The sequence below is a fragment of the Pseudomonas sp. 11/12A genome (assembly GCF_000800055.1).
Classification (GTDB): domain Bacteria; phylum Pseudomonadota; class Gammaproteobacteria; order Pseudomonadales; family Pseudomonadaceae; genus Aquipseudomonas; species Aquipseudomonas mohnii.
In genome coordinates, this window is the sequence record NZ_JUGV01000001.1 from 3211418 (window position 1) to 3237027 (window position 25610).

General features: G+C 59.9%; 21 protein-coding genes and 1 pseudogene. 7 read left to right on the forward strand and 15 right to left on the reverse strand.

What is annotated here, in order from left to right; genetic code table 11:
• Nucleotides 1–167: 167 nt before the first annotated feature.
• The 6 genes and pseudogenes from GQ39_RS14740 to GQ39_RS14765 form a co-directional block, all read right to left on the reverse strand.
• Complete coding sequence (locus tag GQ39_RS14740) at nucleotides 168–1529, reverse strand: DUF1329 domain-containing protein (RefSeq protein ID WP_047531045.1); 1362 nt, start codon at nucleotides 1527–1529, stop codon at nucleotides 168–170.
• 27 nt (nucleotides 1530–1556) lie between these two features.
• Nucleotides 1557–3224: a DUF1302 domain-containing protein gene (locus GQ39_RS14745; RefSeq protein ID WP_047531047.1), complete on the reverse strand. Its 1668-nt coding sequence runs from the start codon at nucleotides 3222–3224 to the stop codon at nucleotides 1557–1559.
• A gap of 64 nt (nucleotides 3225–3288) precedes the next feature.
• The gene (locus GQ39_RS14750; protein ID WP_047531050.1) at nucleotides 3289–4779 is read right to left on the reverse strand and encodes an aldehyde dehydrogenase family protein; all 1491 of its coding nucleotides are present in this window, start codon (nucleotides 4777–4779) and stop codon (nucleotides 3289–3291) included.
• A pseudogene (locus GQ39_RS33780) lies at nucleotides 4776–6413 on the reverse strand (GMC family oxidoreductase). The gene GQ39_RS14750 and the pseudogene GQ39_RS33780 overlap by 4 nt, the downstream one beginning before the upstream one ends.
• A 52-nt stretch (nucleotides 6414–6465) precedes the next feature.
• Entirely contained in the window at nucleotides 6466–6732 is a 267-nt protein-coding gene (locus tag GQ39_RS33030; RefSeq protein WP_224788048.1) for a ferredoxin, read from the reverse strand.
• A complete protein-coding gene (locus GQ39_RS14765; RefSeq protein WP_052193594.1) occupies nucleotides 6671–7384 on the reverse strand; it encodes a cytochrome P450 in 714 nt (237 codons plus the stop codon). Before GQ39_RS14765 ends, GQ39_RS33030 begins: the two co-directional genes overlap by 62 nt.
• Nucleotides 7385–7623: 239 nt before the next feature.
• Here GQ39_RS14765 and GQ39_RS33380 point away from each other — a divergent pair, with 239 nt between their 5' ends.
• Together GQ39_RS33380 and GQ39_RS33385 are read left to right on the forward strand one after the other, a co-directional pair.
• Nucleotides 7624–7875 (forward strand): TetR/AcrR family transcriptional regulator, encoded by a 252-nt coding sequence (locus GQ39_RS33380; protein WP_224788047.1) that lies wholly within the window; start codon nucleotides 7624–7626, stop codon nucleotides 7873–7875.
• A gap of 57 nt (nucleotides 7876–7932) precedes the next feature.
• Nucleotides 7933–8247: a TetR-like C-terminal domain-containing protein gene (locus GQ39_RS33385; RefSeq protein ID WP_256556022.1), complete on the forward strand. Its 315-nt coding sequence runs from the start codon at nucleotides 7933–7935 to the stop codon at nucleotides 8245–8247.
• Between the two features lie 5 nt (nucleotides 8248–8252).
• On the opposite strand, the gene GQ39_RS14775 is transcribed toward GQ39_RS33385, so the two are convergent.
• Nucleotides 8253–9164, reverse strand: a complete 912-nt coding sequence (locus tag GQ39_RS14775) for a LysR family transcriptional regulator (RefSeq protein WP_047531052.1) — start codon at nucleotides 9162–9164, stop codon at nucleotides 8253–8255.
• A gap of 142 nt (nucleotides 9165–9306) precedes the next feature.
• On the opposite strand from GQ39_RS14775, the gene GQ39_RS14780 reads away from it, so the two are divergent.
• The gene (locus GQ39_RS14780; RefSeq protein ID WP_047531054.1) at nucleotides 9307–10212 is read left to right on the forward strand and encodes a helix-turn-helix domain-containing protein; all 906 of its coding nucleotides are present in this window, start codon (nucleotides 9307–9309) and stop codon (nucleotides 10210–10212) included.
• A 60-nt stretch (nucleotides 10213–10272) separates the two neighbouring features.
• Here GQ39_RS14780 and GQ39_RS14785 read toward each other — a convergent pair whose 3' ends face one another.
• The 8 genes from GQ39_RS14785 to GQ39_RS14820 all read right to left on the reverse strand — a co-directional run bounded on the left by GQ39_RS14785 (nucleotide 10273) and on the right by GQ39_RS14820 (nucleotide 19291).
• The gene (locus GQ39_RS14785) at nucleotides 10273–11199 is read right to left on the reverse strand and encodes a quinone oxidoreductase family protein (RefSeq protein WP_047531056.1); all 927 of its coding nucleotides are present in this window, start codon (nucleotides 11197–11199) and stop codon (nucleotides 10273–10275) included.
• 94 nt (nucleotides 11200–11293) lie between these two features.
• Entirely contained in the window at nucleotides 11294–12541 is a 1248-nt protein-coding gene (locus tag GQ39_RS14790; protein ID WP_047531059.1) for an MFS transporter, read from the reverse strand.
• A gap of 11 nt (nucleotides 12542–12552) precedes the next feature.
• A complete protein-coding gene (locus GQ39_RS14795; RefSeq protein WP_047531060.1) occupies nucleotides 12553–13374 on the reverse strand; it encodes an SDR family NAD(P)-dependent oxidoreductase in 822 nt (273 codons plus the stop codon).
• Between the two features lie 59 nt (nucleotides 13375–13433).
• The gene (locus GQ39_RS14800) at nucleotides 13434–14798 is read right to left on the reverse strand and encodes a phosphotransferase family protein (RefSeq protein ID WP_047531062.1); all 1365 of its coding nucleotides are present in this window, start codon (nucleotides 14796–14798) and stop codon (nucleotides 13434–13436) included.
• A gap of 38 nt (nucleotides 14799–14836) precedes the next feature.
• Nucleotides 14837–15286 (reverse strand): nuclear transport factor 2 family protein, encoded by a 450-nt coding sequence (locus GQ39_RS14805; protein ID WP_047531064.1) that lies wholly within the window; start codon nucleotides 15284–15286, stop codon nucleotides 14837–14839.
• Nucleotides 15287–15319: 33 nt separating this feature from the next.
• Nucleotides 15320–16138 (reverse strand): SDR family NAD(P)-dependent oxidoreductase, encoded by an 819-nt coding sequence (locus GQ39_RS14810; protein ID WP_081089279.1) that lies wholly within the window; start codon nucleotides 16136–16138, stop codon nucleotides 15320–15322.
• 64 nt (nucleotides 16139–16202) lie between these two features.
• Nucleotides 16203–17555 carry a DUF1329 domain-containing protein gene (locus GQ39_RS14815; RefSeq protein ID WP_020300833.1) on the reverse strand — a complete coding sequence of 451 codons (1353 nt, stop codon included), beginning with the start codon at nucleotides 17553–17555 and terminating at the stop codon, nucleotides 16203–16205.
• Nucleotides 17556–17620: 65 nt separating this feature from the next.
• Complete coding sequence (locus tag GQ39_RS14820) at nucleotides 17621–19291, reverse strand: DUF1302 domain-containing protein (RefSeq protein ID WP_032904486.1); 1671 nt, start codon at nucleotides 19289–19291, stop codon at nucleotides 17621–17623.
• 231 nt (nucleotides 19292–19522) lie between these two features.
• Here GQ39_RS14820 and GQ39_RS31555 point away from each other — a divergent pair, with 231 nt between their 5' ends.
• The 4 genes from GQ39_RS31555 to GQ39_RS30985 all read left to right on the forward strand — a co-directional run bounded on the left by GQ39_RS31555 (nucleotide 19523) and on the right by GQ39_RS30985 (nucleotide 25610).
• Nucleotides 19523–19972: a hypothetical protein gene (locus tag GQ39_RS31555; protein ID WP_076961360.1), complete on the forward strand. Its 450-nt coding sequence runs from the start codon at nucleotides 19523–19525 to the stop codon at nucleotides 19970–19972.
• A 196-nt stretch (nucleotides 19973–20168) separates the two neighbouring features.
• Nucleotides 20169–23732 (forward strand): indolepyruvate ferredoxin oxidoreductase family protein, encoded by a 3564-nt coding sequence (locus GQ39_RS14825; RefSeq protein WP_047531066.1) that lies wholly within the window; start codon nucleotides 20169–20171, stop codon nucleotides 23730–23732.
• Nucleotides 23733–23802: 70 nt separating this feature from the next.
• Nucleotides 23803–24984: an acetyl-CoA C-acetyltransferase gene (locus GQ39_RS14830; protein WP_020300836.1), complete on the forward strand. Its 1182-nt coding sequence runs from the start codon at nucleotides 23803–23805 to the stop codon at nucleotides 24982–24984.
• A complete protein-coding gene (locus GQ39_RS30985; RefSeq protein WP_020300837.1) occupies nucleotides 24981–25610 on the forward strand; it encodes a TetR/AcrR family transcriptional regulator in 630 nt (209 codons plus the stop codon). The genes GQ39_RS14830 and GQ39_RS30985 overlap by 4 nt, the downstream gene beginning before the upstream one ends.

Genomic DNA, 25610 nt, shown 5'->3' on the forward strand with positions numbered 1-25610 from the left:
CTCGCAGGGCATTCGGATCAATTTAAGGGATAACTGCGCCTCCAATAATATAAACACATTTCTAATATGTGTTCATTTAAATATGAGTCGCAGGGCTACCTTTTTATAAAATCCGCACAAAAAAAAGTGGCCCTCTCAGGCCGCAAATGCGTGTCCACTCGATGAAATCAGCGTTGGGTCTCCTGGGAAACAATCGACTCAGGTTTCATGTCGCGCTCCGATAGCGGCGCATCGTGCACCCGATACCCGCCCTTGAGGCCATCGTTGAGCAATGACCACATGCCTTTGTTGAAGTCATAACTGACGTTTTTCACCGTGTACGGCAGGTTTTTGTCGTACAGCTGCACGCCGCTCTGGAACAGCGCGCGATACAGCACCCCGCCCTGGTCCCAGGCGTCATAAAGGCCGGCACCAAAGGTGTCTTCGTCGAGGTAGTAGGTGCGCTTGCTGTAGACGTGGCGTTTGCCCGGTTTCAGAGTCGCTTCCACCACCCACACCCGGTGCAGTTCCCAGCGCTCGCAAGCCGGGTTGGCATGATGCGGCTTGAACTGTTCTTCCTGGCCGCAACTGAAGTAGAACTTGTAGGCGTTGTACGGAATGTACATCTCCTTGCGGCCCACCAGTTTGTAGTCGAAACGGTCCTGGCTACCGGAGAACATCTGCAATTCGTCGAACAGGTTCACACCGCCCTGGTTGGGCACCGGCGTGTCGTAGGCGAACTCCGGCGCCAACTTGATGCGGCGCATCCCTGGGGTGTAGCTCCAGGCACGCCGTGGCTGGCTTTGCGGGTCGAGGTAGTCGGCGAGGATGATCAGTTGCCCGGCGCTGCGAGCGGGGTAACTGTCCAGTGCCCAGGCGCGGTAGTACAACTGCGGATCGCGATCGGCCTGTTGAGTCTGGTAGTACGGCGCCTCTTCCATGGTCGCGGACTCGGCGGTCTTGGTCACCGAACCCTGGGAATCTACTACCCAACTGTTGGACGATGCCGTGGTGGTGTAACCCGTGCCCTTGTAGCGCAGTTGCTGATTCCAGATGACTTCATTGCCGTTTTGCGGCAGCGGGAACGGCAGCCCTCCTCGGCACGCCGGATCGACCGCGAGGTTGTCCTTGGTCGTGCGGCAGTTGCTGGCGTTGCGCTGCGAGGCATCGAGCAACGCTTGCGGGTACGCCGCGGTGCGGTGGGTCGGGTAAATATCCAGGTAGTAGCCGGGAAATTTACTCAGCAGCATTTTTTGCCCGCCGCTCAAGCGGTCGGCGTACTGCTCCATGTTTTTCGAGTTGATCCGCAGCAGCGGTTTTTCATCCTTGAAGGGGTCGGCCCAGAAGCCGCTGTCGGGCTTGAAGCCAGGCGGACTCTGCGTCAGGCCACCCGTGTACGGAGGAATGCTGCCATCGGCATTGCCCGCGATAATCGCACCGAATGGCGTCAGGGTTTTACCGATTTGTGCAACCTGGTCGGCCGGTGCCGCAGCCAGGCTGGCGGTGGCAATGCTCAACAGCGCCACCGCCCATGGAAATTGTCCTTTCATAAACAGGTACTCCGCTTCTTGGCTTTTTTAGATGGAGGTTTTGAAGGTAAAGGCCAGCCAGCCACGGTCGGTTCCGCCTACGGCGCCGTTACCCCCGACGGTGTCCCCGGGAATGTGCTTCGATTGGGCGTCGGTGTCGGAGTAACGCAAGCCAAATTCGTAACGCTGGGCATACGTCAGCTGCACGCCGGCAGACCAGGTCAACGCGCCTTCGTTACCACCGCCGGCGCTGGCGGCGTTGCCCGACAGGCCATAATTGACGGTCAGCGGCACGGTCATGTCCCAAGATGGAAATACCGACAGGTATTGCGGTGTGTAATTGACCGCGATGGCCGCGTAATCTCGGGTCGAACAGCCGTCGCGTTTGTCCCCTGAACCGGGCGTGCCGACTCGTGGATCGACACAGTTGCTGCTGTTCTCACCCAGGTAAAGTTCTTCGTGCTCGGTTACTTTGCGCAGGTGGCTGTAGGCGAACTCGCCGATCAGCGTGGCGTTGTTGGCGATAAAGTTACGCGGCACGCCATACACGGCGTTGGCGACGAAGTGGAACGTATCGCCACGCGGCCCTTCGTTGTCAGAAGGATCGACGCCGACCGCATTCAACGCACCGCCCTTGCGATACGAAATCTCGCTTCCGATCGACACCGTGTCGAGCACAGTCGACAAACTCAAGCCGACCAGTTTGACGCTGCGTGGGTACACCAGACGGTAGCTGCCGGTAGCGGCCGAGACTTCTGGCGCCAGCCAGGGTTGGTAGTCATCGAACTGGCGGTAATACGCGCCCAACGTCGATTGAATTGCTTCAACGTCGTACTTGGCCATCAGACCCCAGTTGGCGGAGTCGCGACCGTATTTCGATTTCTCCCGGTTAAAGGAAAAACCCGGGGCTACCGGCAAGCGGTCCGGGCCTTCGAAAAACGGGTCCGCCGCGCCGAAGTAGGTGCCGCCGTACGGGATACGGGTGTAATCCCATTCGTAGAAATACTGCGCGGCCAGGGTCAGGTTGTCGGTGGCCTGGGCCTTGACGGAAATCTGCCCGATGGGCAAGAACACTTCCTTGGTTTCGATACCGGGACTGGTCACCGCCTTGGCCCCATCAAGTGGTGCTTGCGAATAGGAAATCGCATGGGCGCCGAATAGCAATCCCTCGCCCCAGTAATTGGTATGGCGGCCGATCTTGACGTTCACCGAAGCATCGCCCAGGCGCAGGTTCTTCCAGACAAAGGCATCGAGAATTTCCCCCGACGGCCCTTCGACGTAGCGCTTCACTTCAGAGCTGTAGTGATCGTTGTCGTAGCTGGTCTGGAAGCCGGCAACATGACTGCGCACATCGTTATCGTGGTACGCCTGGTCATACCAGCCGGCAGCGCTGAGCCGCGCTCCCCAGTCCTTGCGGTAGGCAAAATCGAGTTCGGTGAGCAAGTCGATGCGGTTGGTGACGATGTCGCCCTTGTCGAACTTGCCGTCGGATTCATCGTAGTTGGGGTTGTTCATGATGCGCCGGTCCTGGTCCTCCATGCGCATCCCCAGGTTGTAGCGCAGGGTGTTGTCCCAACGCAGGTGAAAGTCCGGGTTGGACAGTTCGATCGGCGCCGCCAGCACCGCGCCACCGTAACCCAACGCCATTTCCCCGACCGCCAGCAGTACCATCGCCCGCTGGGCTCGCATGCGCCCCTGTTTACTCATCTTTTTCATGCAAACCACCTTTTGTTTTTATTGTCAGTCGTTTTGGCTGCACCCCGGCCGCAGGGCGTCATGGCTAGCGCCCGATGGGGTAAATGATGGATTTTTCCTGGGTGAACTCTTTAAGCCAGTTCGGCCCGAATTCGCGACCCAGGCCTGAACGTTTGAAGCCGCCAATCGGCGCATAAGGCAGGCTGCCGCTGCCGCCATTGATGTACACGCTGCCCGCACGAACGCGTCTGGCCAGGGCGTAGGCGGTGGCGGCATCGGCCGAGGCCACGGCAGCGTTGAGGCCAAAGCGCGAATCATTGGCGATGGCCACGGCTCCGTCATCGCTGTCGAAACCGATCACCCCCCCCACCGGCCCGAAGATTTCCTCTTGGGCAATCAGCATGTCGTTGCGCACGTCATCGAACAGGGTGATGTCGCTGAAAAAGCCCTGGCTCAGGTACGCAGGCCGCCCCCCACCACACACCAGCGTGGCCCCGGCGTCGCGGCCGCTGGCGATGAAATGCTCGACCTTGGCGCGCTGGGACTCGCGGATCAGCGGGCCCATCATCACGCTGGGGTCCGCCGGATCACCGACCTTCCACTGCCCGGAAATGGCTTTGGCGCATTGCACGAATTGCTCACGTACCGAGTGATGCACCACGAAGCGCGTAAGCAACGCACAGCCCTGCCCCGCGTTGACCGCCAGCCCGGCGACGGCCCCCAAGACGGTGGCCTGAATGTCGGCATCGGCGCGCACGATCAATGCCGATTTGCCACCCAGTTCCAGATGCACGCGCTTCAGGGTCGGCGCCGCTTGACTCATGATGCTCATGCCCACCGTTTCCGAACCGGTGAACGAGACCATGTCCACCCGCGGGTCGCTGCTCAGCAGGCTGCCCACTTCAATACCGCCGGTGACAATGTTGAGTACGCCCTTGGGCAGGCCGATTTCTTCAGCGATCTGACCGAACAACAGCGCCGAGTACGGGGTAAATGGCGAAGGCTTGAGCACCAGGGTGTTGCCGGCCAGCAAGGCTGGAAACACCTTGGCCAGATTGAGCAGAAACGAAAAGTTGTAGCCGGTGATACCGGCCACCACCCCAATCGCCTCACGCTCCACCGTGCCGCTGCCGAGGATCATCGGCCCGGTCGGGTTGAAGGGATTGGGATTGGCCTGCACCGGAATCTGCAGGCTGTCACTGTCCAGAGACTGCTCGATCGCGGTCAGCACATGGCCCAGCGGCATGTCCACCTGCATGGCGTAAGTCACGCCTTGCGAGCAACCGACTTCAGCAATGATCAGCGCGGCAAGCTGCTCCCTTTTGGCCACCAAAGCGGCGTGCATCCGCCGCATGTACCCGACTCGTTCGGCCATGCTCAACCACGGCCAAGGGCCGTTATCAAAGGCGTTGCGAGCAGCGGCAATGGCCGCGTCGGCGCTGTGCAGATCACCGCTCGGTGCATGACCGATGACCGCTTCGGTGGCCGGGTTGAGCACCGCTTCGCGCGGACCGTTGACACCCACCCACGCACCATCGATGTACAGCTTGTCCAGCTGGGTAAAGGGAACTCTCATGGTGTTGGATCTCCTGAGACTTTGCCGGTGATAATTTCTGCAGCGCGCATGGCAATGGCAATGGCCATGGCCATGGCCATGGCTGAGGCATTGGTGTTGCCAGAAACCAGGCACGGCATCACCGAGGTGTCGACCACACGCAGCCCCTCGACGCCACGCACTCGCAGTTCGGGGTCGAGCACCGACGCGCTGTCGGCACCCATGCGACAGGTCCCCGAAACGTGATAGGCGGTCTGGCCGAAGCGGCGGAACGCGGCAAGAATTTGCGCGTCGCTTTCTACCTTCGGCCCCGGTGTCAGCTCGCCGACAATGAATGGCTTGAGCACCGGCTGTGCAGCCAGACGGCGGAACCAGCGAAACAAGGCAATCGCGGAGGTACGATCGATCTCGGCGCTCAAGTAATTGGCGTTGATCCGGGGTGGAACCGTGGCGTCCGCCGATTGAATGCGCACCTCACCCTGGCTCTGCGGACGCAGGAAATAGCCACCGATGGTCAGGCCGGGCTGCTTGTCGATTTCGACTTTGTTGCCGTCGCCGTCCATGGAATAGAGGCTGACGCCGATTTGCGCGTCCGGAAGATCCAGCTCCGGGCGCGTCTTGAAGAAACCACCGGCCTCGTGGGCGGCATGGGTCATCGGTCCCTTCTTGCGCAAAAAGTATTGGGCCACTGCACCGAGTAACCCAATCCCATGGAAGCAGTGATTGAAGCTGCCACGGGTGACCCGGTACTACATGGCCATGTACACGTGCTCACGCAGGTTGCGCCCGACCTCGGGGGCGTCGTGCAGCACACTGATACCCAGCGAGTTCAACAATGCGGCCGGGCCGATGCCAGACAGTTGCAAGAGCTTCGGCGATTCAATGGCACCGGCGCACAACAACACCTCGCGCCGCACGTCGAAGCGTCCCTTGCCGGCATTGTTGTTGACCAGCACGGCACAGGCACGGTGATTGCTGAACTCGATGCGTTGCACATCCGTGCTGGTCATAACAGTCAAGTTCGGGCGTGTACGCACCGGGTCGAGAAAGGCTTTAGCTGCGCTGAATCGCTGGCCTTTCCAAGTGGTTTGCGGCTGATAGCCAAAGCCACCCTGGGTGACCGAGTCGATATGATTAGTGTCTTCAGTACGCGCCACACCCAGCTCACCGGCCGCGTTGATGACGGCATCGCACAGGGCGTGGCCCGACGGGTGCACGGTGACTTTGAGCGGGCCACCGACTCCGCGCCATTGGCTCTTGCCCAACTGGTGGTCTTCGAGGACGACAAACTGCCGGCCCATGTCTTTCCAGCCCCAGCCCGCGCAGCCTTGCGCTTCCCAATGGTCATAGTCGGCTGGCGCTCCGCGCACATAGACCATTCCGTTGACCGAACTGGAGCCGCCGATTGTTTTGCCCTTGAGCCATTGCTCGTCGGTCATACCCTCGCCGCGTGCGGCCTTGTAGCTCCACACATGCGGATTGCCAGGGCAGAGCAGTTTGCCAATGCCACGGGGCATGGCAATCAACGGGCTGGTGTGATCCGGTCCGCTCTCGATCAGCAGCACCGAAACGGTCGAGTCGGCAGACAAGCGATTGGCCAGGATGCAGCCGGATGACCCCGCACCGATAATGATGTAGTCGTAGGTTTTGCTCATTGTGGTTCTTCTTTCGCTGGTTGCTGTAAGCCTTCCATCTCCAGGGCGGTACTCACCGGTGTTCGTCGGATGTATCGCGAACCTCGATGACCCGTTCCGGGCAGGCACGGGCACCGCGTTTTGCCAGCCCCTCTTGCCCAATCGGCACACTGAAGCCGCTGCTGGCGATGTAGCCGTTGTCATCGAGTGGATAGAGCGCGGGCGCGACGTTGTTGCAGCGGGCATGACCTACGCAGTCGGAGTTGATGCCGAGCATTTCATCGTCCGTCAGCGGCCGACCGTCGATCTGACTGTTCAGCAGATAGCTGGTAGAAGTCATCACCGGGATCGGCACGACGCTCGGCGATGTGGTTGCGGATCCAGGCGGTGATCGCCCCCGCGTTGTCGGTCACCGTTTGCAGGTCGACGCTTTTGATCAGCGTCTGCGTCCAGTGCTGGAACAATGGCCGGTCTTCCAGCGGCCAGCCCATCAGGGTCAAGAAGATCAACGTGGGAAACGGTTTGGCGAACGCTTCGTTGAAATCGCAACGACCGTCGGCTTGCACCTCGTCAATCAGCTGGTTGGCCAACTGGCGAATGTTCTGCTCCAGCGCGTCAACCTTTTTCGGTGTGAACAGCGGGTTGAGCAATGCGCGATATTTGGCGTGTTCAGGTGGAACGATTTCCAGTGGCGCCAGGCGCCAGCTTTCCCCGAGCAACATCGCGTAGGGTGTCAAGCCGACACTGCTGAAGGTCTGAGGGTCTTGCAAAATGCGCCGCAGGTCCTCGGCACGCCGAGGTACCCAAGTGCCGGGTAAAAAGCCCAGACGTGGAATCCAGAAAATCGGTGGGGTCGTCTGGTGCAGTTCGGCGGCCCAGGTGTAAGCATTTTCACCCTGGGCGGTGAGCTCTGCCCATAGATCGAAATCGCGGACAAGGTGCTTGGGAATGTGCGCAGGAACAGGTGCAGGCGTTTCAGGAGCGTTATTCATTATTGTTCTCCAGGTCTCTATCGGACTGGAGAAACGGTAAGGCCGCAGGAACAAAGCCACAACGAACAGAAGCGCAAATCTGTACGGCACAAACGGAATTAATTAACACTTTCACTTAAAATGTTCTAAAACCAACCCTACTGGTGCAAAACATCCTCTGTCATTGTGTGCTGATCACCGCCGAGAAGCTCTTGTACCCGCCGTCATGAAACCAATAAAAAGCGCTGCCGAGGTTCAGAATGTCTCACCTTGCTTCCGTGCAAACAGCCGATAAAAATCACGCCAGTCAACGCCACGCCTTGCGTTCCCAACGCACCCGGGAATTGTTGCTGGACCACATGTATCGCCTGGCGCTGGAGAAGGGCTACGAGGGAATTACGGTCCAGCAAATACTGGACAGTACAGGGGTCGCGCGCTCCACCTTCTACGCGCACTTTCGCGACAAGGAGGACCTGATCGTCGCCGGGTACGAAGCCATTGGCGTTCCCTAGACCAAGGTCACCGAAGTCGATGGCGACCGCCGTGTCCTGCTGGATGTTTCGGCCTGGCTGTTCAGCGCCACCGAACGTCATGCGGCACTGACGACGGCGTTCTTCAGCGGCCCGGGACAGAACGTGATTCTCGCGCACCTGGAAAACATCTTGATCATCCAGGTCCGGGAACACTACCGGAAACAGGGTCTGTACCAAATCGATCAACTGCGTGGCGAGGCCGCCGTGCGCTGTTTCGTCGGTGCCTTGGTGGGGCTGTGGTTGTGGTGGGTGCGCCACGACTATCCGAACCCGGCGCGGGAAATGACCGAAACCTTCGACAGCTTGATGAACAACGGCACCTGGCCGCCTGACAACAGCGTGCGCCAGTAGCGGGATCAAGAGGCGCAGGCCATGATCAGAAACTGCCGGAATGCCTGGGCCGGCGCCGACAAACAGTTATCTGGCAGCCAGATCAGCCCCAGTTCCATAGGTGGAATCACGTCCACCAACGGGCGGATTTCAATCTTTTTGCCTTCCAGGGACCAGGCCCGGTAGAGCATGTCCGAGAGAATGGTCACACCGAAACCATGCCCCACCAGCCCGCGCAACGCCTCCATGGAAGAGGTGCGAAAAGCCACCTTGGGTGCCAGTCCGCGGGATTCCCAATAGCGCATGGTGGAGGTCTCCCCCTCATCGACCGTGGCCAGGATGTAGGCATGCTCGGCGACGTCTTCGAGATTGATCGATGTGGCAGACATCAATGGGTGCTGACTTGCCAGCCAGAGTTGGCGGCGCGAACGAATCAGCACATGGTGAGCAAAACCGTGCAAGTTAGGCGTGTTGGAGACAATCGCCAGGCCCAAGTCGAGGTCGCCATTGCTCAGGGCTGCTTCAATGCTCTGGCGGTCCATGTCGATCAGGTCGATCTCTACCTGAGGGTAGCTACGTTTGAAGCGTGCCAGCAGCGCTGGCAGAAAGTAGCCGAGCACCGTGTAGGAGGCACCCACACGCACGGTTCCTTGCATGGCGTGGCCGAGAAACAGCGGTTCACTGAGAGCGTCCTGCAGCGTGTCGAGAATGTGCCGCGCATGCTGGGAAAACTTGTTGCCTTCAGCGGTCAGCGCCACGCCATGGGGCAAGCGGTCGAACAAGCTGACGCCCATGGACTGTTCCAGATGCAACACCGCCGCAGTAATCGCCGACTGCGATACATGCGCCTTCAGCGCCGCCTGGGAAAACTGGCCGGCGTCGGCGGCGGCAACGAAATAGCGAAGTTGACGCATGGAAATATCTTTGCCTTTCGTCATCTGATTTTCTGATACCTGCCGCCTGAATATATGAAACAGCTCGGTCTACGGGCTGGTTACACTCGAGACCGGGTAGCTGCCCTGACGTATCGTTATCCTTCGAATTTCAGCGCCAATAATAAAAATGGCTGAAGGTTGAAAAATGAACGCGATCCACTACAGCGAGTACGACTGTGAAGCGTCAGGTAATTTCCTGACAGAAGCTTCATTGGCCAGGCAAGGCTTCGACATCCGGGTTGAACACGCGCAATGGTCCAACACTGGCACTGCCTTGATAGAAACCGGCGACAGTTGCCTGTTGCGCTTGATGCTACCTGCCAGCTCGCAGATCAAGCCTAACTGCGGCGGTTTTTCCAGCCACGGTGCGCCCCAATTCCAACCCCTGGGCAAGCTATTGTTCATTCCCCACGGCACCGAGTTCCACCTGCGTCACGATGCCGGAGAGCAAAAGGCCCTTGTGTGTCTATTCGACCCCTCCTCACTCGGCGTCCTGGGCAGCTATCGCTGGAACTGGCAGGACAACGTCAGCGCAGCCATGCTCAATCTGCAAAGCGGCTACTTGCACGCCTCGTTGCAACGGCTGGCCGAAGAAGTGGCCAACCCCGGCTTCGCCAGCGAACTGCACACCGAGTGCCTGCTCACCAGCATTGCCCTGGACCTGCGCCGCGAATTTATCGACGCGCCCGACGAAGCGAGCAGTGATTCATTCAACGCTGAAAAACTCAGCCCCCGGCAACTCAACATCCTGCGTGAACTGCTCGACAGCGCCAGTGACGAAGGCCGCTCTCTGGGTCATCTGGCGCGGGCCTGCGAGCTGCCGTTGCGGACCCTGTCCAGTCGCTGCAAAAACACCACCGGCATGACCTTGCGCCAGTACGCGGCGCAAACTCGCTTGCAAAAAGCCGTGGCGTTATTGGCTGACCCACGATTGCTGATCAAACAGGTGGCCTATCAGGCTGGCTTCAACAACGCCGCCGCTTTCAGTGCCGCATTCCGTAAAGAGCTCGGTGTCACACCCGAGGAATTTCGCCACCAGCGCCAGCGCTGACACTGAACCTGTGGCGAGGGAGCTTGCTCCCTCGCCACAGGTCGATCAGCGATACAGGCCTTAACGACGAATCGTGGCGGTAATTTTGGCGTGCGGCCCATTGACCTGCGCGGCCCAGGCTTGCGCCGCCTGATCGAGTGTGAAATCCAGGTAATCCACCTGAATCTGCTGCTCTTTGGCGATCTTCAGCAGACGCAGCCAGATCTGTTCACGGTCTGCGGGCGGACGCTGGCCAGTGCCGATGCACGACAAGTTGCGAAACAACAGATCGGCAATATCCAGATTGAGCTGACGACCGGCCCCCGTGCCAATGGTCATGATCCGGGCACCCCAATTGGTCGCTTTCAGGGACGTCAACATCGGTTGACCGCACACGAGATCGAGCACCACATCAAATCCACCATCGGCCGCGTCTTTGAGCGCAGCGACATCATCGCTGCCACCCAAGGTCACCACTTCATCGGCAAGACCTCGCGATTTCAACCGGCCCAGCGCTTCACCGGACCGCGCAGCACCGACCACCTTGCCCGCACCCAGACCGCGCGCCAGTTGCAGGGCGATCTGACCCAGAGTGCCGGTGGCGCCCAGGATCAGCACCTTCTCACCCTTCTGAATCGCGGCTTTTTCCAGGGGCACGATGGCGCCGGTCGCGGCGATGCCCATGCTGATCGCGGTTTTATCGTCCACGTCGTCTGGCACATTCCATACTTCGGCTTGCGGCACCAGGGTACGCTCTGCCCACGCACCAAACGGCAACACCGAGCGCTCGCCGAAATACACCCGGCGGCCATCCGGCGCACGGCCAACGCCTTCGCCGCGAATGACACAGGGATATTCAACACCCAGACGGTAGGCGCCGAGTACATCCCAGCCCCCAAGGCCAGCGGTATCGACATCGATCAGCACCGAGCCGTCTTGCGGCTGCGGATCACGAAACTCGCCCACTACCGGCGGCGCATTGCGCTCGGAAATGATTGCTGCACGCATGGCATTCTCCTTGTTTGTTTTATTGTCAGGCTGCACTTGAAGTAATAATTGAACATTAATCTATTATTTGTCCATATTTACTTCGGCAGCCTACTCAATTGGCCGCCAACGGCTCGGACTGATATCGCGGATACCCACCCAACGTCAGGAGTAGCAAGGGGCCGACCACAAAGCAGATAAAACTGAACAGCAGCATGGCCGAGTAGCCACCGGTGAGCTTGAACAGCCCGGCGAACAGTAACGGCGAGATCGCCGCACCTGCGGTAATCAAGCCCAGGTGCGCGCCGAACAAACGGCCGTAGTCGCGCATGCCGAAGTAACGGGCAATGAGGAAGGCAGCGATATCGAACTCGGCGCCGGCACCCACGCCTACCAACAACGTGGCGAGGGTGTACATCGCAATACTGGAATCCCCATAGGCAAAAATGCCGCAGGCAAATGCCGGCATCAGCAGCGCCACAGAGGCAACACCGGGCGCCCACAACCGGTCAATCAGGTAACCCACCAGCAGCCTGCCAAGAATCAGCGACACGCCGAAGCTGGCGAAAATCTGGCTGGCCTGAAGGGCGCTCAGTCCACGGTCCTGCAGCAACGGCACGATGTTGGTGACCATGCCCACCACACACGACACCACCAACGTCATCGACAGGTTGCACACCCAGAACCGCCATGAGCGCAGCGCCTCGCGCAGTAGCAGCCCACCGGTTTGTTCACTGGCGGCGGGGCGTTGCGCCGAGTGGGCGCTGACATCGGCAGTCGGCAACAACCAGCGTAAGGCCAACGGCAACGCCAGCAGTACCGGCAACACGCCCAGCGCGAGGAATCCCGCCTGCCAATTCCACCGGCTGATCGTCCAGGCGGTGATCAACGGCAGCATGATGGCCGCCAGTCCGGAGCCACTGAGGATGATCGCCAGCGCCAGACCACGGTTGTCCTCGAACCACAAGTTCACCAGGTGCGACCAGGTCACCTGCAACGTACCCAGCCCGGCTAGCGGCACCAGGAAAAAGCCAAGGTAGAGGGTCCAGATCGAGCCATTGATACAGGTCAGGGTGAAGACACTCAGGGACAACGCCAGCAGCGACAGCAACGTGACCCGGCGCAAGCCGTAGCGCAAGTTGAGCCAGCCGGCCAATTGCGACGCGACGATGGTGCCCAGCGACAATGCGGTGATTGCCGCCTGCAACTCCGCCCTGCCCCATCCCATGGCCTGTTCCAGCGGAATCACCATGGAGCTGAAGCTGTACAGCAGCAACGAGCTGGAACTGGTGGCGACGCCGACCAGCGCCAGAATCAATACTCGCCAACCGAGCTTGAATTCTGCGTTATCAAAGCCTTTCATGGTGTGTGACCTCAGTCGTTGCCGATAAACACAGCCGCTTCCGCGCTCTTGCTCAGCACATGAGCACGGCGTGCCGGGCCAGGTGCATTCGCGACTTGGGCAAGGGTGTCTTCGGGGTGAATCAGCGTTGGGCCATTACTCAGTTGCTCAAGCGCCAGAAGCGCCAGGTCTTCAGCCTTGGGCAAGGTCATGGTCAGGGCGTCGGCAATGTTCAGTTTGACCATGGCATCGCGCATGGTGGGTGTGTCGACGGTGCCGATGAGCAGGTTGAGCACATCGACGCCAAGGTCTTTCCACTCCGCCCATAACGATTCGCCGAGGTTCAGGGCAAAGCCCTTGGTTGCGGTGTACATCGCCAGTTTGCGAATTCCCCCCAAGGCTGCCTGGGAACCGACCAACAGCAAGCCGCCCTGCCCGCGCTCCAGCATCGCAGCGCCAAAGGCGTGGCTGCATTGCATCACGGTCAAGCAATTGAGGCGCAGCAAGGCGCCCCAGTCCTCGGCCGAGGTATCGAGAAAGCGTGTGATGTAAGGATCGCCACCCGCGTTGTAGATAAAAAGACCAACTTGCCGATCACCGACAGCTGCGAGCAAACGCTCACAGGCATCGGGTTGAGAAAGGTCCTGGATCACCACCAGCACTTCGATGGCGTAACGTTGCTCCAATTCGCCTTTCAATTGCGCCAGGGTGCCGCCACGGCGCGCCACCAGCACGCAGTTGAGGCCACGCTCGGCGAGGGTACGGGCAAACGCCGCGCCCACTCCATGGGAGCCACCGGCAATCACCGCCCACGGACCATAGCGATGCAGGAAGGCATCATCAGAAACAGACATAAGCACTCCGAAAACGAAGGCCCGGCGACCAGCCACCGGGCGAGAAAGGTTTCACCCTGTCAGGCGACGGGTGGCAGGTCGATGTGGCTGGCGGAGGCGCCAATGGCGGTGCTGCCGTAGACCAGAACACGTCGTTCGATTTGCGCCATGAACAGGCGCAGCAAGGGTTCGTCGTATTCGGGCCCGGCGCTTTTGACCAAGGCTTCCAGCGCTGCATCAATCTCGCTGTAGTCACTGAAAGTGCGGTCGAGCAGGACTTGCGCCTCCTGTTGTTCCAGCTCGCGCAAACGCAATTCCATGGCATCGCCACGGCCCAGGTACTCAACCAATTTGCTCACTGCGCGCAGGTTGGTTTTCTGGAAGTCACTGCCGACTTCCACCTGCGCCAGGGCATCGCCGAGCATGGTCAGCAACTGCGCATTCGGGCCGCTGCTGACAATCTCCAGTGTTGGCGTTTGCAGCGGCACACCCATGGCTTCGGCCAGCGCATGCACCACTACCCGGCGCAACGCGATATCAAACTCGGTGTAGATGTCGTGCGGGTCGCCTGGTTGTGGCGTGGCCACCGATGCCGAGAATTGCATCGTGCTGACGGTGGCGAACAGTGCGGTGTGGTAACGTACGACATCAGGGTCCGCCGGCTCGCCGGTCACTTGCTGATAGTAGCGATACAGGTCCGCGAAACTGTCTCCGAGCGGCTCGTAATTGTCGCGCATCCGCGCCGAAGCCAGGTCAGCCAACGGATCACCAATCATGGCGAATTCAAAATCGTAGAGACCCTGCACCTGTCCGTTCTCGAACAGGTACTGCCCCGAGTCGTACTGAACGAAAGCAGGCTGGGTACGGTGCTGTGGCACATTGCGGCGCAACCAGCCGAGGGCGAATTCGGCCAGAGGCTGAGGCCTGGTTTTATTGCGCGCATACAGCGGGTAATAGGCTTCCAAACCTGCGAGGGTAATGTCCTCGGCACTGATCGGCAGATGAATGCCCTGCGCAATGAAGGGTTGCAACGGCAGTTGGTGCATGCGCGCCATGGCGTCGACCCATTGGCGTGCGACGGCATGGCGTTCGGCATTGCTGTTCGCCGTGCTGACGTCACGACTACCCGGCACCAACTCCATGACGATCGCTTGCGGGTCTTCGCAGAAGCCGTAGATACGCGGCACCGGCACGCCTTGCTGACCAAGCAAGGTGAGAATATCCGCCTCCCGGCGCAGCTCCGGGAATGGACTGACATCACCGCCGCGCTCGCCACGGATATGCAGTTGAAGGGTTTCGCCATCGCGTTGCAGTTCAAGGTTCCACGCCGGGCGCCAGCGCAGCAGGCGTTGCATGGCCGTGATGTTCCCGCCCAGCAGCCCTTCGACAAAGGTGCGCAGCTTTTCTTCGACTGGATCAACAGTCGCATTTATTGTTGTTGGCATACGGGGTCTTCCTCAGGCGCTGATGTCCAGCGCCGCTCTCAATGGGTGCTGGTGCTACCAGCGTTCGGCCCGCCTACCTGCTCCAGCGGCACGCCCTTTTTCTTCGCTAGGTCGGCGGTGTCCAGGTACTCGCGCCAGGCACAGATCAGTCCGTGTTCGTCCAGCTCATACACCGCCACCATCGAGTGCGGCATGGGGACGCCGTTGTTGACGCAGTAATCGTCGCGTTCGGTCATCACCACGCGCTCCGAAGAGACGATGTGGCGCGTGGTGCAACGGTTATGCGTGACATAACTCATCTGTCGCTCTATCTCCCGGCGTAACGCGTCGCGCCCCCGGATCACAGGACCACCGGGCACCCACAGTTGCCAGATGGCGTCGTCGGCGAAGGTGGCCATAATGCGTTCGATATCGGGGCGGCTGCCGTCGCGGCCATCGCCCCAGGCGGCCAGCATGTCGAGGATGAAGCGTTCCTGTTCGAGTGCCATAAAACGGGCTCCAGTGCAGTGAATGGATCGGGATCAGACCGAGGCCTGGGGCAACAGGAAATTGCGCACCACCGGCACCATCGGCGTGCCGCAACTCATGCCGCCGTCCACGCGCATCAGCGTGCCGTTGACGTAGGCGGCGTCGTCGCTGGCGAGGAAAGCGGCCATGGCGGCGATGTCTTCCGGCTCGCCCAGTTGCGGTACGTTTTGCAGGTCGAGAAAGGCCGACTTCATCGCCTCGTTGGCCCAACTTTCCATGGCTGGCGTGCGAATCACTCCCGGCAGGATGCCGTTGCAACGAATGCCGCGTTTGCCAAAGGTGGCGGCAATGCTTTGCACGTACCAGTTGAGCGCGGCCTTGGAGGCGCCGTAGCTGAACTGAGAAATTTCGCCGGCAATCGAGCTGGTGGACGAGGTGAACAGAATCGAACCGCTGCCCTGGGCGAGCATGTGCGGCAAGGCGTATTTGCACGCCAGCACGCCGCCCAACACGTTGACCCGCATGCAGTTGTGGAACAGCTCGGTGTTGAAGTTGATGAAGTCGATATCGCGGGTTGTGGCCGGGTTTCTGTACACGGCGTTATTGAACAATACGTCGATACGACCGAAGGTCTCGACGGTCTGCTCGACCATCTGCCGCAAGGCGTCTTCCTCACCAACATCCACTTGCATGGCCATTGCCTTGGCGCCTATTTCAGCTGCCACGGCCTGCGCCGATTCGGCGAAAAGGTCGGTGACCACTACCGTGGCGCCCTCCCGGGCAAAACGCAGTGCCGAGGCGCGGCCGATGCCACTGCCGGCGCCGGTGATCACGCAGACCTTGCCGTCTAAACGTTGCACAATCTCGCTCATAAAAGGGTCTCGGGACGGATAAAAAAATCGGCGCCCGTGACGAGCGCCGAAAAGGAGCATGAGGTCAGCGGGTCTGGCCACCGGCGATGGTCTGCGGATTGGCTTCACGCTCGGCGACCGGTTCCTGGCGGTAGCGCGTCGGGCCGTTGCCGAACATGCCGTACTGGTCACGGGTGAAGTCGTACAACGAGTAGGAATCCTGTTGCGGGTTATTGGGAATGCCATAGGCCTCGATGTTGTATTGCGAGCCGGTACGGAACAGTGCGCCGCTGTCGTCCCAGGCGTCGTAGACCGCAGCACCAAAGGTGTCCTCGTCGATGTAGTAGCGACGTTTTTTCTGCGCGTGGCGGACGCCGTCCTTGCGGGTCGCTTCCACCACCCAGACACGGTGCAGCTCCCAGCGTTCACAGGCGGGGTTGATGTGTTTGGGCATGAGTTTCTTGTCCATGTCGCAACCCCACTTCAGCGTGTAGTTGCTGTAGGGAATGAACATTTCCTTCTTGCCCACCAGCTTCCAGTCGAAACGGTCCATCTTTCCGGAGAACAGGAAGATTTCGTCGTAGAACGCGACCCCGCCGAACGCCGAGTTGGGGGTGTCGTAGTTGAATTCCGGAGCCTTGCGCACGCGGCGCTGGCCGGTGCTGTAGCTCCAGGCATATCGAGAGTCAGCGACCGGGTCGAGGTAATCCCAATACCCGGATGCCTGCCCGGCCGTACGGGCCGGCGCAACGATGCGCGACCATATACGTTGGGCGATTTTCGGATCACGCCCGGGAACGTCCATCTGGTAGAAGGGTTTTTCGCCGGTGGACCGGTTGGTATTGGTCAACGTCGCATGACCCTCATTGACGACATAGGCACTGTGGTTCCAGTCCCAGCCATTCACACCCTGGTAGTTCAGGATGTAGTTCCACATCAGTTCCCGGCCATCTCGCGGCAGTGGGAACGGCAGACCGCCCCGGCAGCCTTCGCTGATCGACAGACCGTCGTTCTCGGTCTTGCAGTCCTTGCGGCCAGCATTGCGCTGGGTGGCAGCAAGAAAATTCGCCGGAAAGGTTGCTGTCCGGTGGGTGGGGTACACCTCAAGGTAATAGGTGTCGGGGTTCTGCTTGAGCAATTGCAGTTGTCCGGCTGCCAGTTGGTCGGCGTACTGATCGGCGTTGGCTGCGGTAATGCGCAAGCGTGGCTTTTCATCGGCAAACGGGTTGGGCCAGTTGCCGTCGCCTGGGACCAGCCCGGCCGGGACTTTTAAACCACCGTCGTAGGCCGGAATGGTGCCAGCGGCATTGCCCGCGACAATCGCCCCGAACGGCGTGAGTCTGCCGCCCAGATCGGCTGCGGTAGAGGTGTCATCAGCGACTGTCGCCCCCGTCAGAGCAATGGCCACCAGGCCTATCGCATAAGAATTGACCGTCATTACGTTCTCCATTCAGATGGGTGATCGCCGAGTCCGGTGATCACTGCAGTGCAGTTCAGGGCGGTTCAGAACGCGGTACTGACCGTCAGCGAGACCCAATTGCGGTCGGTCAGGCCAACGTCGCCGGTTCCCCCGACGACTGTTTTGCCGACACCGGCAATATCGCCATATTTGCGTTCGCTGCCGTACCCGATGTACGACAGGGTCACGTCAGTACGCTCGTCGTAGGTGCCCTTGACCCCGGCTTTCCAGGTGTATTTGCCTTCGTTGCCCCCGCCCGTTGCGGCATTGCCGCTGACGCCGTAATCCACGCTCATCGGGGTGGAAATGTTCCAGCCGGGGAACACCCCCAGCCATTGCGGTGCAAAGCTCACGGCCAGGCCGACATAATTTTTGGTGGCGCAGCCGTAGTGCTTGTCCTGCCCCTCCGGGCAGCCGCCATAGCCCTCGCCTTTGAACAGTTCCTCGTGCTTGGTCACCCGTTGCACATGACTGAACGCCATTTCGGTGATCAGGCTGCCGGTGTCGAAGTAATCAGTGCGCGGCAGCAACCACAGGCCGTTGACCACCATGTGCCAGGTGTCACCGCGAGCGCCCTGGTTGTCGGCAGTGCTGATGTTGCTGGAGACCAACGAGGTGTTCTGGCGATACGACAGGTCTACGCCAAGGGAGCCGCCACCCAGCACCGGACCTGCGGAGTAACCCAGGCCATAGAGCTTGACGTTCTCGGCGTACACGTAACGGGCGAAAGTCGGTGCCACTTGCAGGCCCCACGGGTTGTAGTCATCGAATTCGCGATAGAACGCGCTGACCTCCGAATGCAGGAAGTCGAAGCTATAGGTGCCCATCACGCCCCAGTTGCCCCTGTCCTTGGGTTTGACCGGGTCAATCAACGGCCGCGAAACACCGCTGAACAACGGCAAACGGTCCGGCCCTTCCAGGGCGACGTCGGCGGAAGCCAGATAGGTACCGCCTTCAGGTGCGCGCGTGGTGTCCCATTCGAAGAAGTATTGCGCTGCCAGCGACAACTTGTCGGTGACCTGAGCCTGGGTTGAAATCTGCGTCAACGGCAGGAAGATTTCACGGGTCTCGGTTCCTGGGTTGCTTACCGCTTTGCGCCCATCCAACGGTGCTTGCGAGTAGGACACCGCATGCCCGGCAATCAGCAGGCCGTTGCCCCAGTACACGGTATGCCGGCCGGCACGCACGCTGACCGGAATCTCGCCGAGATCGAAGCGGGTAAACGCAAAGGCGTCCAGTAACTCGCCGCTAGGGCCACGGTGATAGCGCTTGGTGAAGCTGGAGTATTTACCGTTGTTGTAGCTCGGCGTGCTCGTACCGGGAAACGCACCGGGGTAGTAGACATTGCCGGGGCTGGTTTCGACGTCGGTGTTTTCGTAAGCCTGGTCGTACCAGCCCGCGCCGCTGATGCGAAAACCGTTGTACTGCTTGTACGCGACCTCCATTTCGCTCATCACATCGACCCGATTGGTCACCACATCGCCCCGATCAAACTTGGCGTCGGACTCGTCGTAGCTGGCGTTATTGGCCAACGCGGAGTCGCGCCCCTCGGCCCGTATGCCCAGGTTGTAACGCACGGTGTTGTCCCAGCGCGCGGTCCAGTCCGGATTGCCGGTATCAAACTCGGCGGCCTGCACAGCGCCAACAGTCAAGGCACACCCGGTCACGCTGAACCAGACAGCCAGGCTTAACGGCTTTAGCTTTGCGTCGATCATCAACACTCCCATTACTTTTTTATTGTTGTTGGCAGCCGAAGCGTTGGGCCGTCTGGACCGCGCCAATGAGCGCTGATCCGTGGGCTTTCGGTATGGACTGAAGTAGACGGGACGGGGAGGTTTGAGACAACGATTGGGAGTATTGCTGAAATGCATTTTGGTATTGGTCAAATACTCCCGACCTATACTCAAAGGCCCTGGATTGTGCTTTTTTGAGTACAGGAGGTGACCATGAAATCGGGAACCCAGACAGCGGCACTCCTAGCCGCTGCGATAATCGTCGGCTGTACGAATTCATCAAGCCAGACAGTGACTGTTCCCTTGAACGCTACACCACGCAACGGCGGTCAGATCGCCAATACAACGCTGGCCGTTCAGGGCAATGAGACAGCGTTTTCCTTTGTCGTCAGTGGAGTTCCAAGCGGCACTCTTCGGCCCTTGAATCTCTACACGTTTATCAACAAAGGCAGCTGCGAGCGGCCCGGGTCTGTCGCCTATGCAATGAATGACCGGATCAATACCAATCGCATTTCTGCAACGCGCGGCTGGACCTATTCACGAAGTGCGCCAGTGGCGCTGTCAGAGCTGCTTTCTGGTGGATATTACTTAGTGGTAAGGACCACACCGGCCGATGGCAACGTGGATATTTTCTGTGGGGATATCAAGCCAGAAACAAGGTGAAAATGACACCAGACCGGTAACCGGCTTTATCTACAACAGCGTGAAGAACAGTGTGCATACCGGTATTTGAATAACCGATACCGCCCCATTGTTTTTGTGATTTTACGATGGCAAAACCGCTCCCTAGACTCCAGCCAATAACTAGGCAACGCCGCTCTCCTGGCGCCGCCATGACAATAAAGCCTGGAGGATGAACATGAGTGTGCCCCCATCTCTGGATGACAAATACGTCCAGCACACTGGAAAAATCTTGCTCACCGGCATTCAGGCGCTGGTGCGTCTGCCACTGATGCAGCGCCAACGCGATCTGGCCAATGGTCTGAACACCGCCGGGTTTATTTCCGGATACCGTGGCTCGCCGCTGGGTGGTTTTGACCAGGCATTGTGGAAGGCGCGCGACTACCTCAAGGAACACCACACGGTGTTCCATCCAGGCATGAACGAAGACCTCGCTGCTACCTCAATCTGGGGTACGCAACAGGTCAATCTCTTCGAAGGCGCCACCTACGATGGCGTGTTTGGCATGTGGTACGGCAAGGGGCCGGGCGTCGACCGCTGCGGCGATGTGTTCCGCCACGCCAACGCCGCCGGCACCTCGCAATTTGGCGGTGTGCTGGCCATTGCCGGAGATGACCATGGCGCGCGCTCCTCCTCACTACCGCACCAGACCGAGCACATTTTCAAAGCGGTGATGATGCCGGTGCTGGCGCCATCGGGGGTGCAGGAATACCTCGACTACGGCATGCATGGCTGGGCCATGTCGCGCTATTCCGGCTGCTGGGTCGCCCTCAAAGCGGTGGCCGACACCGTAGAGAGCGCGGCCGTCGTCGACATCGACATTCATCGCGTACAACCGATCATTCCCGATATCCCGCTGCCCGAAGGTGGCTTGAATATCCGTTGGCCAGACCCGCCCCTGGCACAGGAACAGCGCCTGCTGGAACACAAGCTATATGCTGCCCTCGCCTATGCCCGGGCCAACCGCCTCGACCGTGTCGTGATGGACTCAGCGAAAGCGCGCATCGGCATCATCACGTCAGGCAAATCGTACCTCGACGTTTGCCAGGCACTGAAAATCCTCGGCATCGACGAATCACTCGCCCAGCAGATTGGCCTGCGGGTCTACAAGGTCGGCATGGTTTGGCCGCTGGAGGCTGAAGGCGTCCGGCAGTTTGCCGAGGGCCTGGAAGAAATCGTGGTGGTGGAAGAAAAACGCCACATGATCGAATACCAGTTGAAAGAAGAACTCTACAACTGGCGCGAGGACGTACGCCCGCGCATCGTCGGCAAGTTTGACGACAAGGGTGAGTGGAGCCTGCCGCACACGGGTTGGTTGCTACCAGCCATCAACGACCTGACCCCGGCGATGATCGCCCGTGCGCTGGCCAAGCGTATTCTGCGTCTGCACCAAAGTGGCCCGCTGCAAGTGCGCCTGGCCGTGCTGGATGCGCAACTGGCTAGCAAAGACCAATTCAGTAACCTGATGGAACGCGTGCCCCACTACTGTTCCGGTTGCCCGCATAATACATCGACCAAAGTCCCGCAGGGCAGTCGCGCACTGGCGGGCATTGGCTGCCATTACATGGCCGCCTGGATCTACCCGCAAACCCAGACTTTCAGTCAGATGGGCGGCGAAGGCGTGACGTGGATCGGCCAGGCACCGTTCACCACTACTCAACATGTGTTCGCCAACCTCGGTGACGGAACCTATTTCCACTCCGGCATTCTCGCGATTCGGGCTGCCATCGCGGCCAAGGTGCAGATCACCTACAAGATTCTCTACAACGACGCCGTGGCCATGACCGGCGGCCAACCGGTGGACGGCAGCCTCAGCGTGGCGCAAATCAGCCGGCAACTCGTTGCCGAAGGCGTGCAGCGTGTGGTGGTGGTCAGCGAAGATGTCGAGAAATATCAGCACATCCATGAACTGGCAGACGGCGTGCCGGTGCTGCGTCGCGACCAGATGGACGAAGTGCAGGAACAGCTGCGCCAGTTCCAAGGCGTATCCGCAATCATCTATGACCAGACCTGCGCTGCGGAAAAACGTCGGCGTCGCAAGCGCGGCAAGTTCCCGGACCCGGCACGCCGGGTTGTGATCAACGAAGCGGTGTGTGAAGGCTGTGGCGATTGCAGCAGCAAATCCAACTGCATGTCGGTGGTGGCGGTGGAAACCGAGTTCGGCCGCAAACGGGAAATCGACCAGTCCTCGTGCAACAAAGATTTCACCTGCCTTAACGGCTTTTGCCCGAGTTTCGTCACGGTCGAAGGGGGCTCGTTGCGCAAACCCAAAGCGCTGGCAGCCAAAGCGGATGAATTATGGGCATTGCCCACGCCATCAACCGTTACGCTGGATGAGCCCTACAGCATTCTGGTGACCGGCGTGGGTGGCACCGGCGTGGTGACCATCGGCGCCTTGCTAGGAATGGCAGCGTTTATCGAAGGCAAAGGCACGCTCAATCTGGACATGGCCGGCATGGCGCAAAAAGGCGGCGCGGTGTGGTCGCACATCCGCATTGCCGCGCACCAGGATCAATTGTTCGCACCCCGTATTGCCGAAGGTGAAGCAGCCTTGCTGTTAGGCTGCGATCTGGTGGTCAGTGCCAATACCGAAACCTTGTCCAAGCTGCGTCAAGGCGTTACCCATGCGCTGATCAACAGTGAAGAAACCATCACCAGCGCATTCGTGCGGACCTTCGCCCAACAGGCGGAAAGCGGAGATTTGCTGAAGCACCCGGACCCGAAATTCCACACCCACAACATGTCGGCACAAATCGCCGAAGCGGTTGGCCATGCCCAGGCGGACTTTGTCGACGCGAGCAAAATCGCCACGGCATTGACGGGCGATTCGATTGCCACCAACACCTTCATGCTCGGCTACGCCTACCAGAAAGGCTGGTTACCGGTGGGCGAAGCCGCGCTGCTGCAGGCTATCGAACTGAATGGCACTGCGGTGCCCTTCAACCTCGCCGCCTTTGCCTGGGGCCGGCGCAGTGCCGAAGACTTGCCACGGGTCTTGCGCAAACTGGAAGCAGGTAAAGTGCAGAACACAGATCGCTTGCTGTCGCAAAGCCTGGAAGAAACACTGGCACGACGCATGGCATTTCTCACGGCGTACCAGAATAAGGCTTATGCCCAACGTTACCGGCAACGAGTCGAGCAATTCATGAAAGCGGAAACGGCGCTGCTCGGGCAACCGGGCAAACTGTCGGCAAGCGTCGCCCGTTATTACTTCAAAGTGCTGGCCATCAAGGATGAATACGAAGTGGCACGCCTGTTTACCGATGGCCAGTTCCTGGAAAAAATCCAGGCTGGCTTCGAGGGCGACTACCGCCTGCGTTTCCACCTGGCGCCACCGCTGCTGAATGATAACGGCAGCGGCCGTGAGCCGAAAAAGCGCAGCTTCGGCCCGTGGATGCTGCAAGGCTTCAAGCTGCTGGCTAGGTTCCGGTTCCTGCGCAACACCTGGGCCGATCCGTTTGGCCACACTCACGAACGCAAGGTGGAACGTGACTGGCTGGCCAATTATGAACGTGTCCTCGACGAAGTCTTGATGGATTTGACCGCCGACAACCTGACCCTGGCCCAGGACCTGGCACAGCTGCCAGACAGCGTGCGCGGTTATGGCCCGGTCAAGGAGCGCTACCTCGTTCACGCCCAACAGCGTCAGGCGCAATTGCTTGAACGGTGGCGCGATGGCTCGAACGCGCAGTTCCACGATGCCAGTCAGGCCGGCAGCAAAATAGCCGTTACCCAACTGTAAGCCCGAGTGTGGCAGGCGTCGGTTGCCTGAAAAGGCACCACGCCGTATCCACCGAAAACTGGAGCACAGCATGCATGAAGTCGTGATAGTCGCCGCCACCCGCACCGCCATCGGTACCTTCCAAGGCGCATTGGCCACCACCAGTGCCGTGGAATTGGGCAGCGTGGTGGTCCAGGCGTTGCTGAAAAAAACCGGGATTGACGTCGACCTGGTCGATGAGTTGATTTTCGGCCAGGTGCTCACGGCCGGGTGTGGGCAAAACCCGGCACGCCAAGTGGCGCTGAAAGCAGGCCTGCCCCATAGCGTATCGGCCATGACCCTGAACAAGCTCTGCGGCTCCGGGTTGAAATCCGTGATGCTGGCGGCTCAGGCGATTCGCTGTGGCGATGCCGAGGTGGTGATTGCCGGCGGCATGGAAAACATGAGCTTGGCTCCCTACACGCTGGCCAAAGCGCGCACCGGCTTGCGCATGGGTAACGCGCAACTGGCCGACTCGCTGCTGCAGGACGGCCTGATCGACGCCTTCCACGACTACCACATGGGCATCACTGCGGAAAATCTGGTCGACGCTCACAGCCTGACCCGTAAGCAGCAGGACGCTTATGCCCTGCGTTCGCAGCAACTTGCCAGCGCAGCCATTGAGGCCGGCCGTTTTGTCGCGGAGATCACCCCGGTGCCGATTGCGCAGCGCAAAGGCGAGCCGCTGCTGTTTGCCGTGGATGAGCAACCTCGCGCGCAAACCACTGCTGTCAGCCTGGCCGGGCTCAAACCAGCCTTCAGAAAAGACGGCAGCGTCACCGCCGGCAACGCCTCGACAATCAATGACGGCGCCGCTGCAGTGCTGTTGATGAGCGAAGACAAGGCCAGGGAGTTGGGCTTGCCCGTTCTGGCAAAGATCAAGGCGGGTGCGTGTACTGGCGTAGACCCGGCGATCATGGGCATCGGGCCGGTGTCGGCAAGTCGCAAGTGTCTGGCAAAAGCCGGTTGGAGCCTGGCTGAACTCGATCTCATCGAGGCCAACGAAGCGTTCGCTGCCCAGTCGTTGGCGGTGGGTAAAGAGCTGGGTTGGGATTTTGACAAAGTGAACGTCAACGGCGGCGCCATTGCCCTCGGTCACCCGATTGGCGCTTCGGGTTGTCGTGTGCTGGTCACGCTGCTGCACGAAATGTTCAAGCGCGACGCGAAAAAAGGCCTGGCGACCTTATGCATTGGCGGCGGCCAGGGCGTCGCCCTGTTGCTGGAACGTCCATGATTGGCGCCCGCCCCGCAACGGCCGCCGGCCCTCAGCCGCGCTGGCATGGGCAGCCGGATGGCGATGTCGGAACCCACGAATTGCTGTACCACACGGCGCTCAGATTATTTGCCGAGCATGGATTCGAAAGTGTCAGCCTGCGCCAATTGGCAGCCGCAATGCATTTGCAGCCGGGATCGCTGTACAACCACATTGAAAGCAAGCAGGCGCTGCTGTTCGAACTGATCGAGACGCATGAAAGCGATCTTCTGGCGTTACTGCAAACCAAGGTCGCGCGTCATGCTGAGGGTCGGCTGCAACTGCAACGTTTTGTACGTGTGCACCTGCAGTTCAACAGCTTGCACGATCAGCGCCACACGCTGACGCGCATGGAATTTCGCAGCCTCAGCCTGGAGCAGCGCGAACGCGTCGAGCAACTGCGCGACACCCGCACCCGGGACCTGGAAAACATCCTCAGCCGTTGTGGATTGCCGGCCGGCCAGCGCGCACCGATGGCGCTGGGCATGCAAGCATTGCTCGATGGCGTGGTAGCCGGTTACCCGCAGGATGCGCGGCCTCCTCTGGAAAGTCTGACGAGTCTGTTTACCAGCATGGTGCTGACCGGTTTGAGCAGGCCGCTGGCTTAG

Bases quoted from the DNA above. Each gene is read 5' to 3' on its own strand.
- GQ39_RS14740 (WP_047531045.1), bottom strand. From the start codon at position 1,529: ATGAAAGGACAATTTCCATGGGCGGTGGCGCTGTTGAGCATTGCCACC.
- GQ39_RS14745 (WP_047531047.1), bottom strand. From the start codon at position 3,224: ATGAAAAAGATGAGTAAACAGGGGCGCATGCGAGCCCAGCGGGCGATG.
- GQ39_RS14750 (WP_047531050.1), bottom strand. From the start codon at position 4,779: ATGAGAGTTCCCTTTACCCAGCTGGACAAGCTGTACATCGATGGTGCG.
- GQ39_RS33030 (WP_224788048.1), bottom strand. From the start codon at position 6,732: ATGACTTCTACCAGCTATCTGCTGAACAGTCAGATCGACGGTCGGCCG.
- GQ39_RS14765 (WP_052193594.1), bottom strand. From the start codon at position 7,384: ATGAATAACGCTCCTGAAACGCCTGCACCTGTTCCTGCGCACATTCCC.
- GQ39_RS33380 (WP_224788047.1), top strand. From the start codon at position 7,624: ATGTCTCACCTTGCTTCCGTGCAAACAGCCGATAAAAATCACGCCAGT.
- GQ39_RS14775 (WP_047531052.1), bottom strand. From the start codon at position 9,164: ATGACGAAAGGCAAAGATATTTCCATGCGTCAACTTCGCTATTTCGTT.
- GQ39_RS14780 (WP_047531054.1), top strand. From the start codon at position 9,307: ATGAACGCGATCCACTACAGCGAGTACGACTGTGAAGCGTCAGGTAAT.
- GQ39_RS14785 (WP_047531056.1), bottom strand. From the start codon at position 11,199: ATGCGTGCAGCAATCATTTCCGAGCGCAATGCGCCGCCGGTAGTGGGC.
- GQ39_RS14790 (WP_047531059.1), bottom strand. From the start codon at position 12,541: ATGAAAGGCTTTGATAACGCAGAATTCAAGCTCGGTTGGCGAGTATTG.
- GQ39_RS14795 (WP_047531060.1), bottom strand. From the start codon at position 13,374: ATGTCTGTTTCTGATGATGCCTTCCTGCATCGCTATGGTCCGTGGGCG.
- GQ39_RS14800 (WP_047531062.1), bottom strand. From the start codon at position 14,798: ATGCCAACAACAATAAATGCGACTGTTGATCCAGTCGAAGAAAAGCTG.
- GQ39_RS14805 (WP_047531064.1), bottom strand. From the start codon at position 15,286: ATGGCACTCGAACAGGAACGCTTCATCCTCGACATGCTGGCCGCCTGG.
- GQ39_RS14810 (WP_081089279.1), bottom strand. From the start codon at position 16,138: ATGAGCGAGATTGTGCAACGTTTAGACGGCAAGGTCTGCGTGATCACC.
- GQ39_RS14815 (WP_020300833.1), bottom strand. From the start codon at position 17,555: ATGACGGTCAATTCTTATGCGATAGGCCTGGTGGCCATTGCTCTGACG.
- GQ39_RS14820 (WP_032904486.1), bottom strand. From the start codon at position 19,291: ATGATCGACGCAAAGCTAAAGCCGTTAAGCCTGGCTGTCTGGTTCAGC.
- GQ39_RS31555 (WP_076961360.1), top strand. From the start codon at position 19,523: ATGAAATCGGGAACCCAGACAGCGGCACTCCTAGCCGCTGCGATAATC.
- GQ39_RS14825 (WP_047531066.1), top strand. From the start codon at position 20,169: ATGAGTGTGCCCCCATCTCTGGATGACAAATACGTCCAGCACACTGGA.
- GQ39_RS14830 (WP_020300836.1), top strand. From the start codon at position 23,803: ATGCATGAAGTCGTGATAGTCGCCGCCACCCGCACCGCCATCGGTACC.
- GQ39_RS30985 (WP_020300837.1), top strand. From the start codon at position 24,981: ATGATTGGCGCCCGCCCCGCAACGGCCGCCGGCCCTCAGCCGCGCTGG.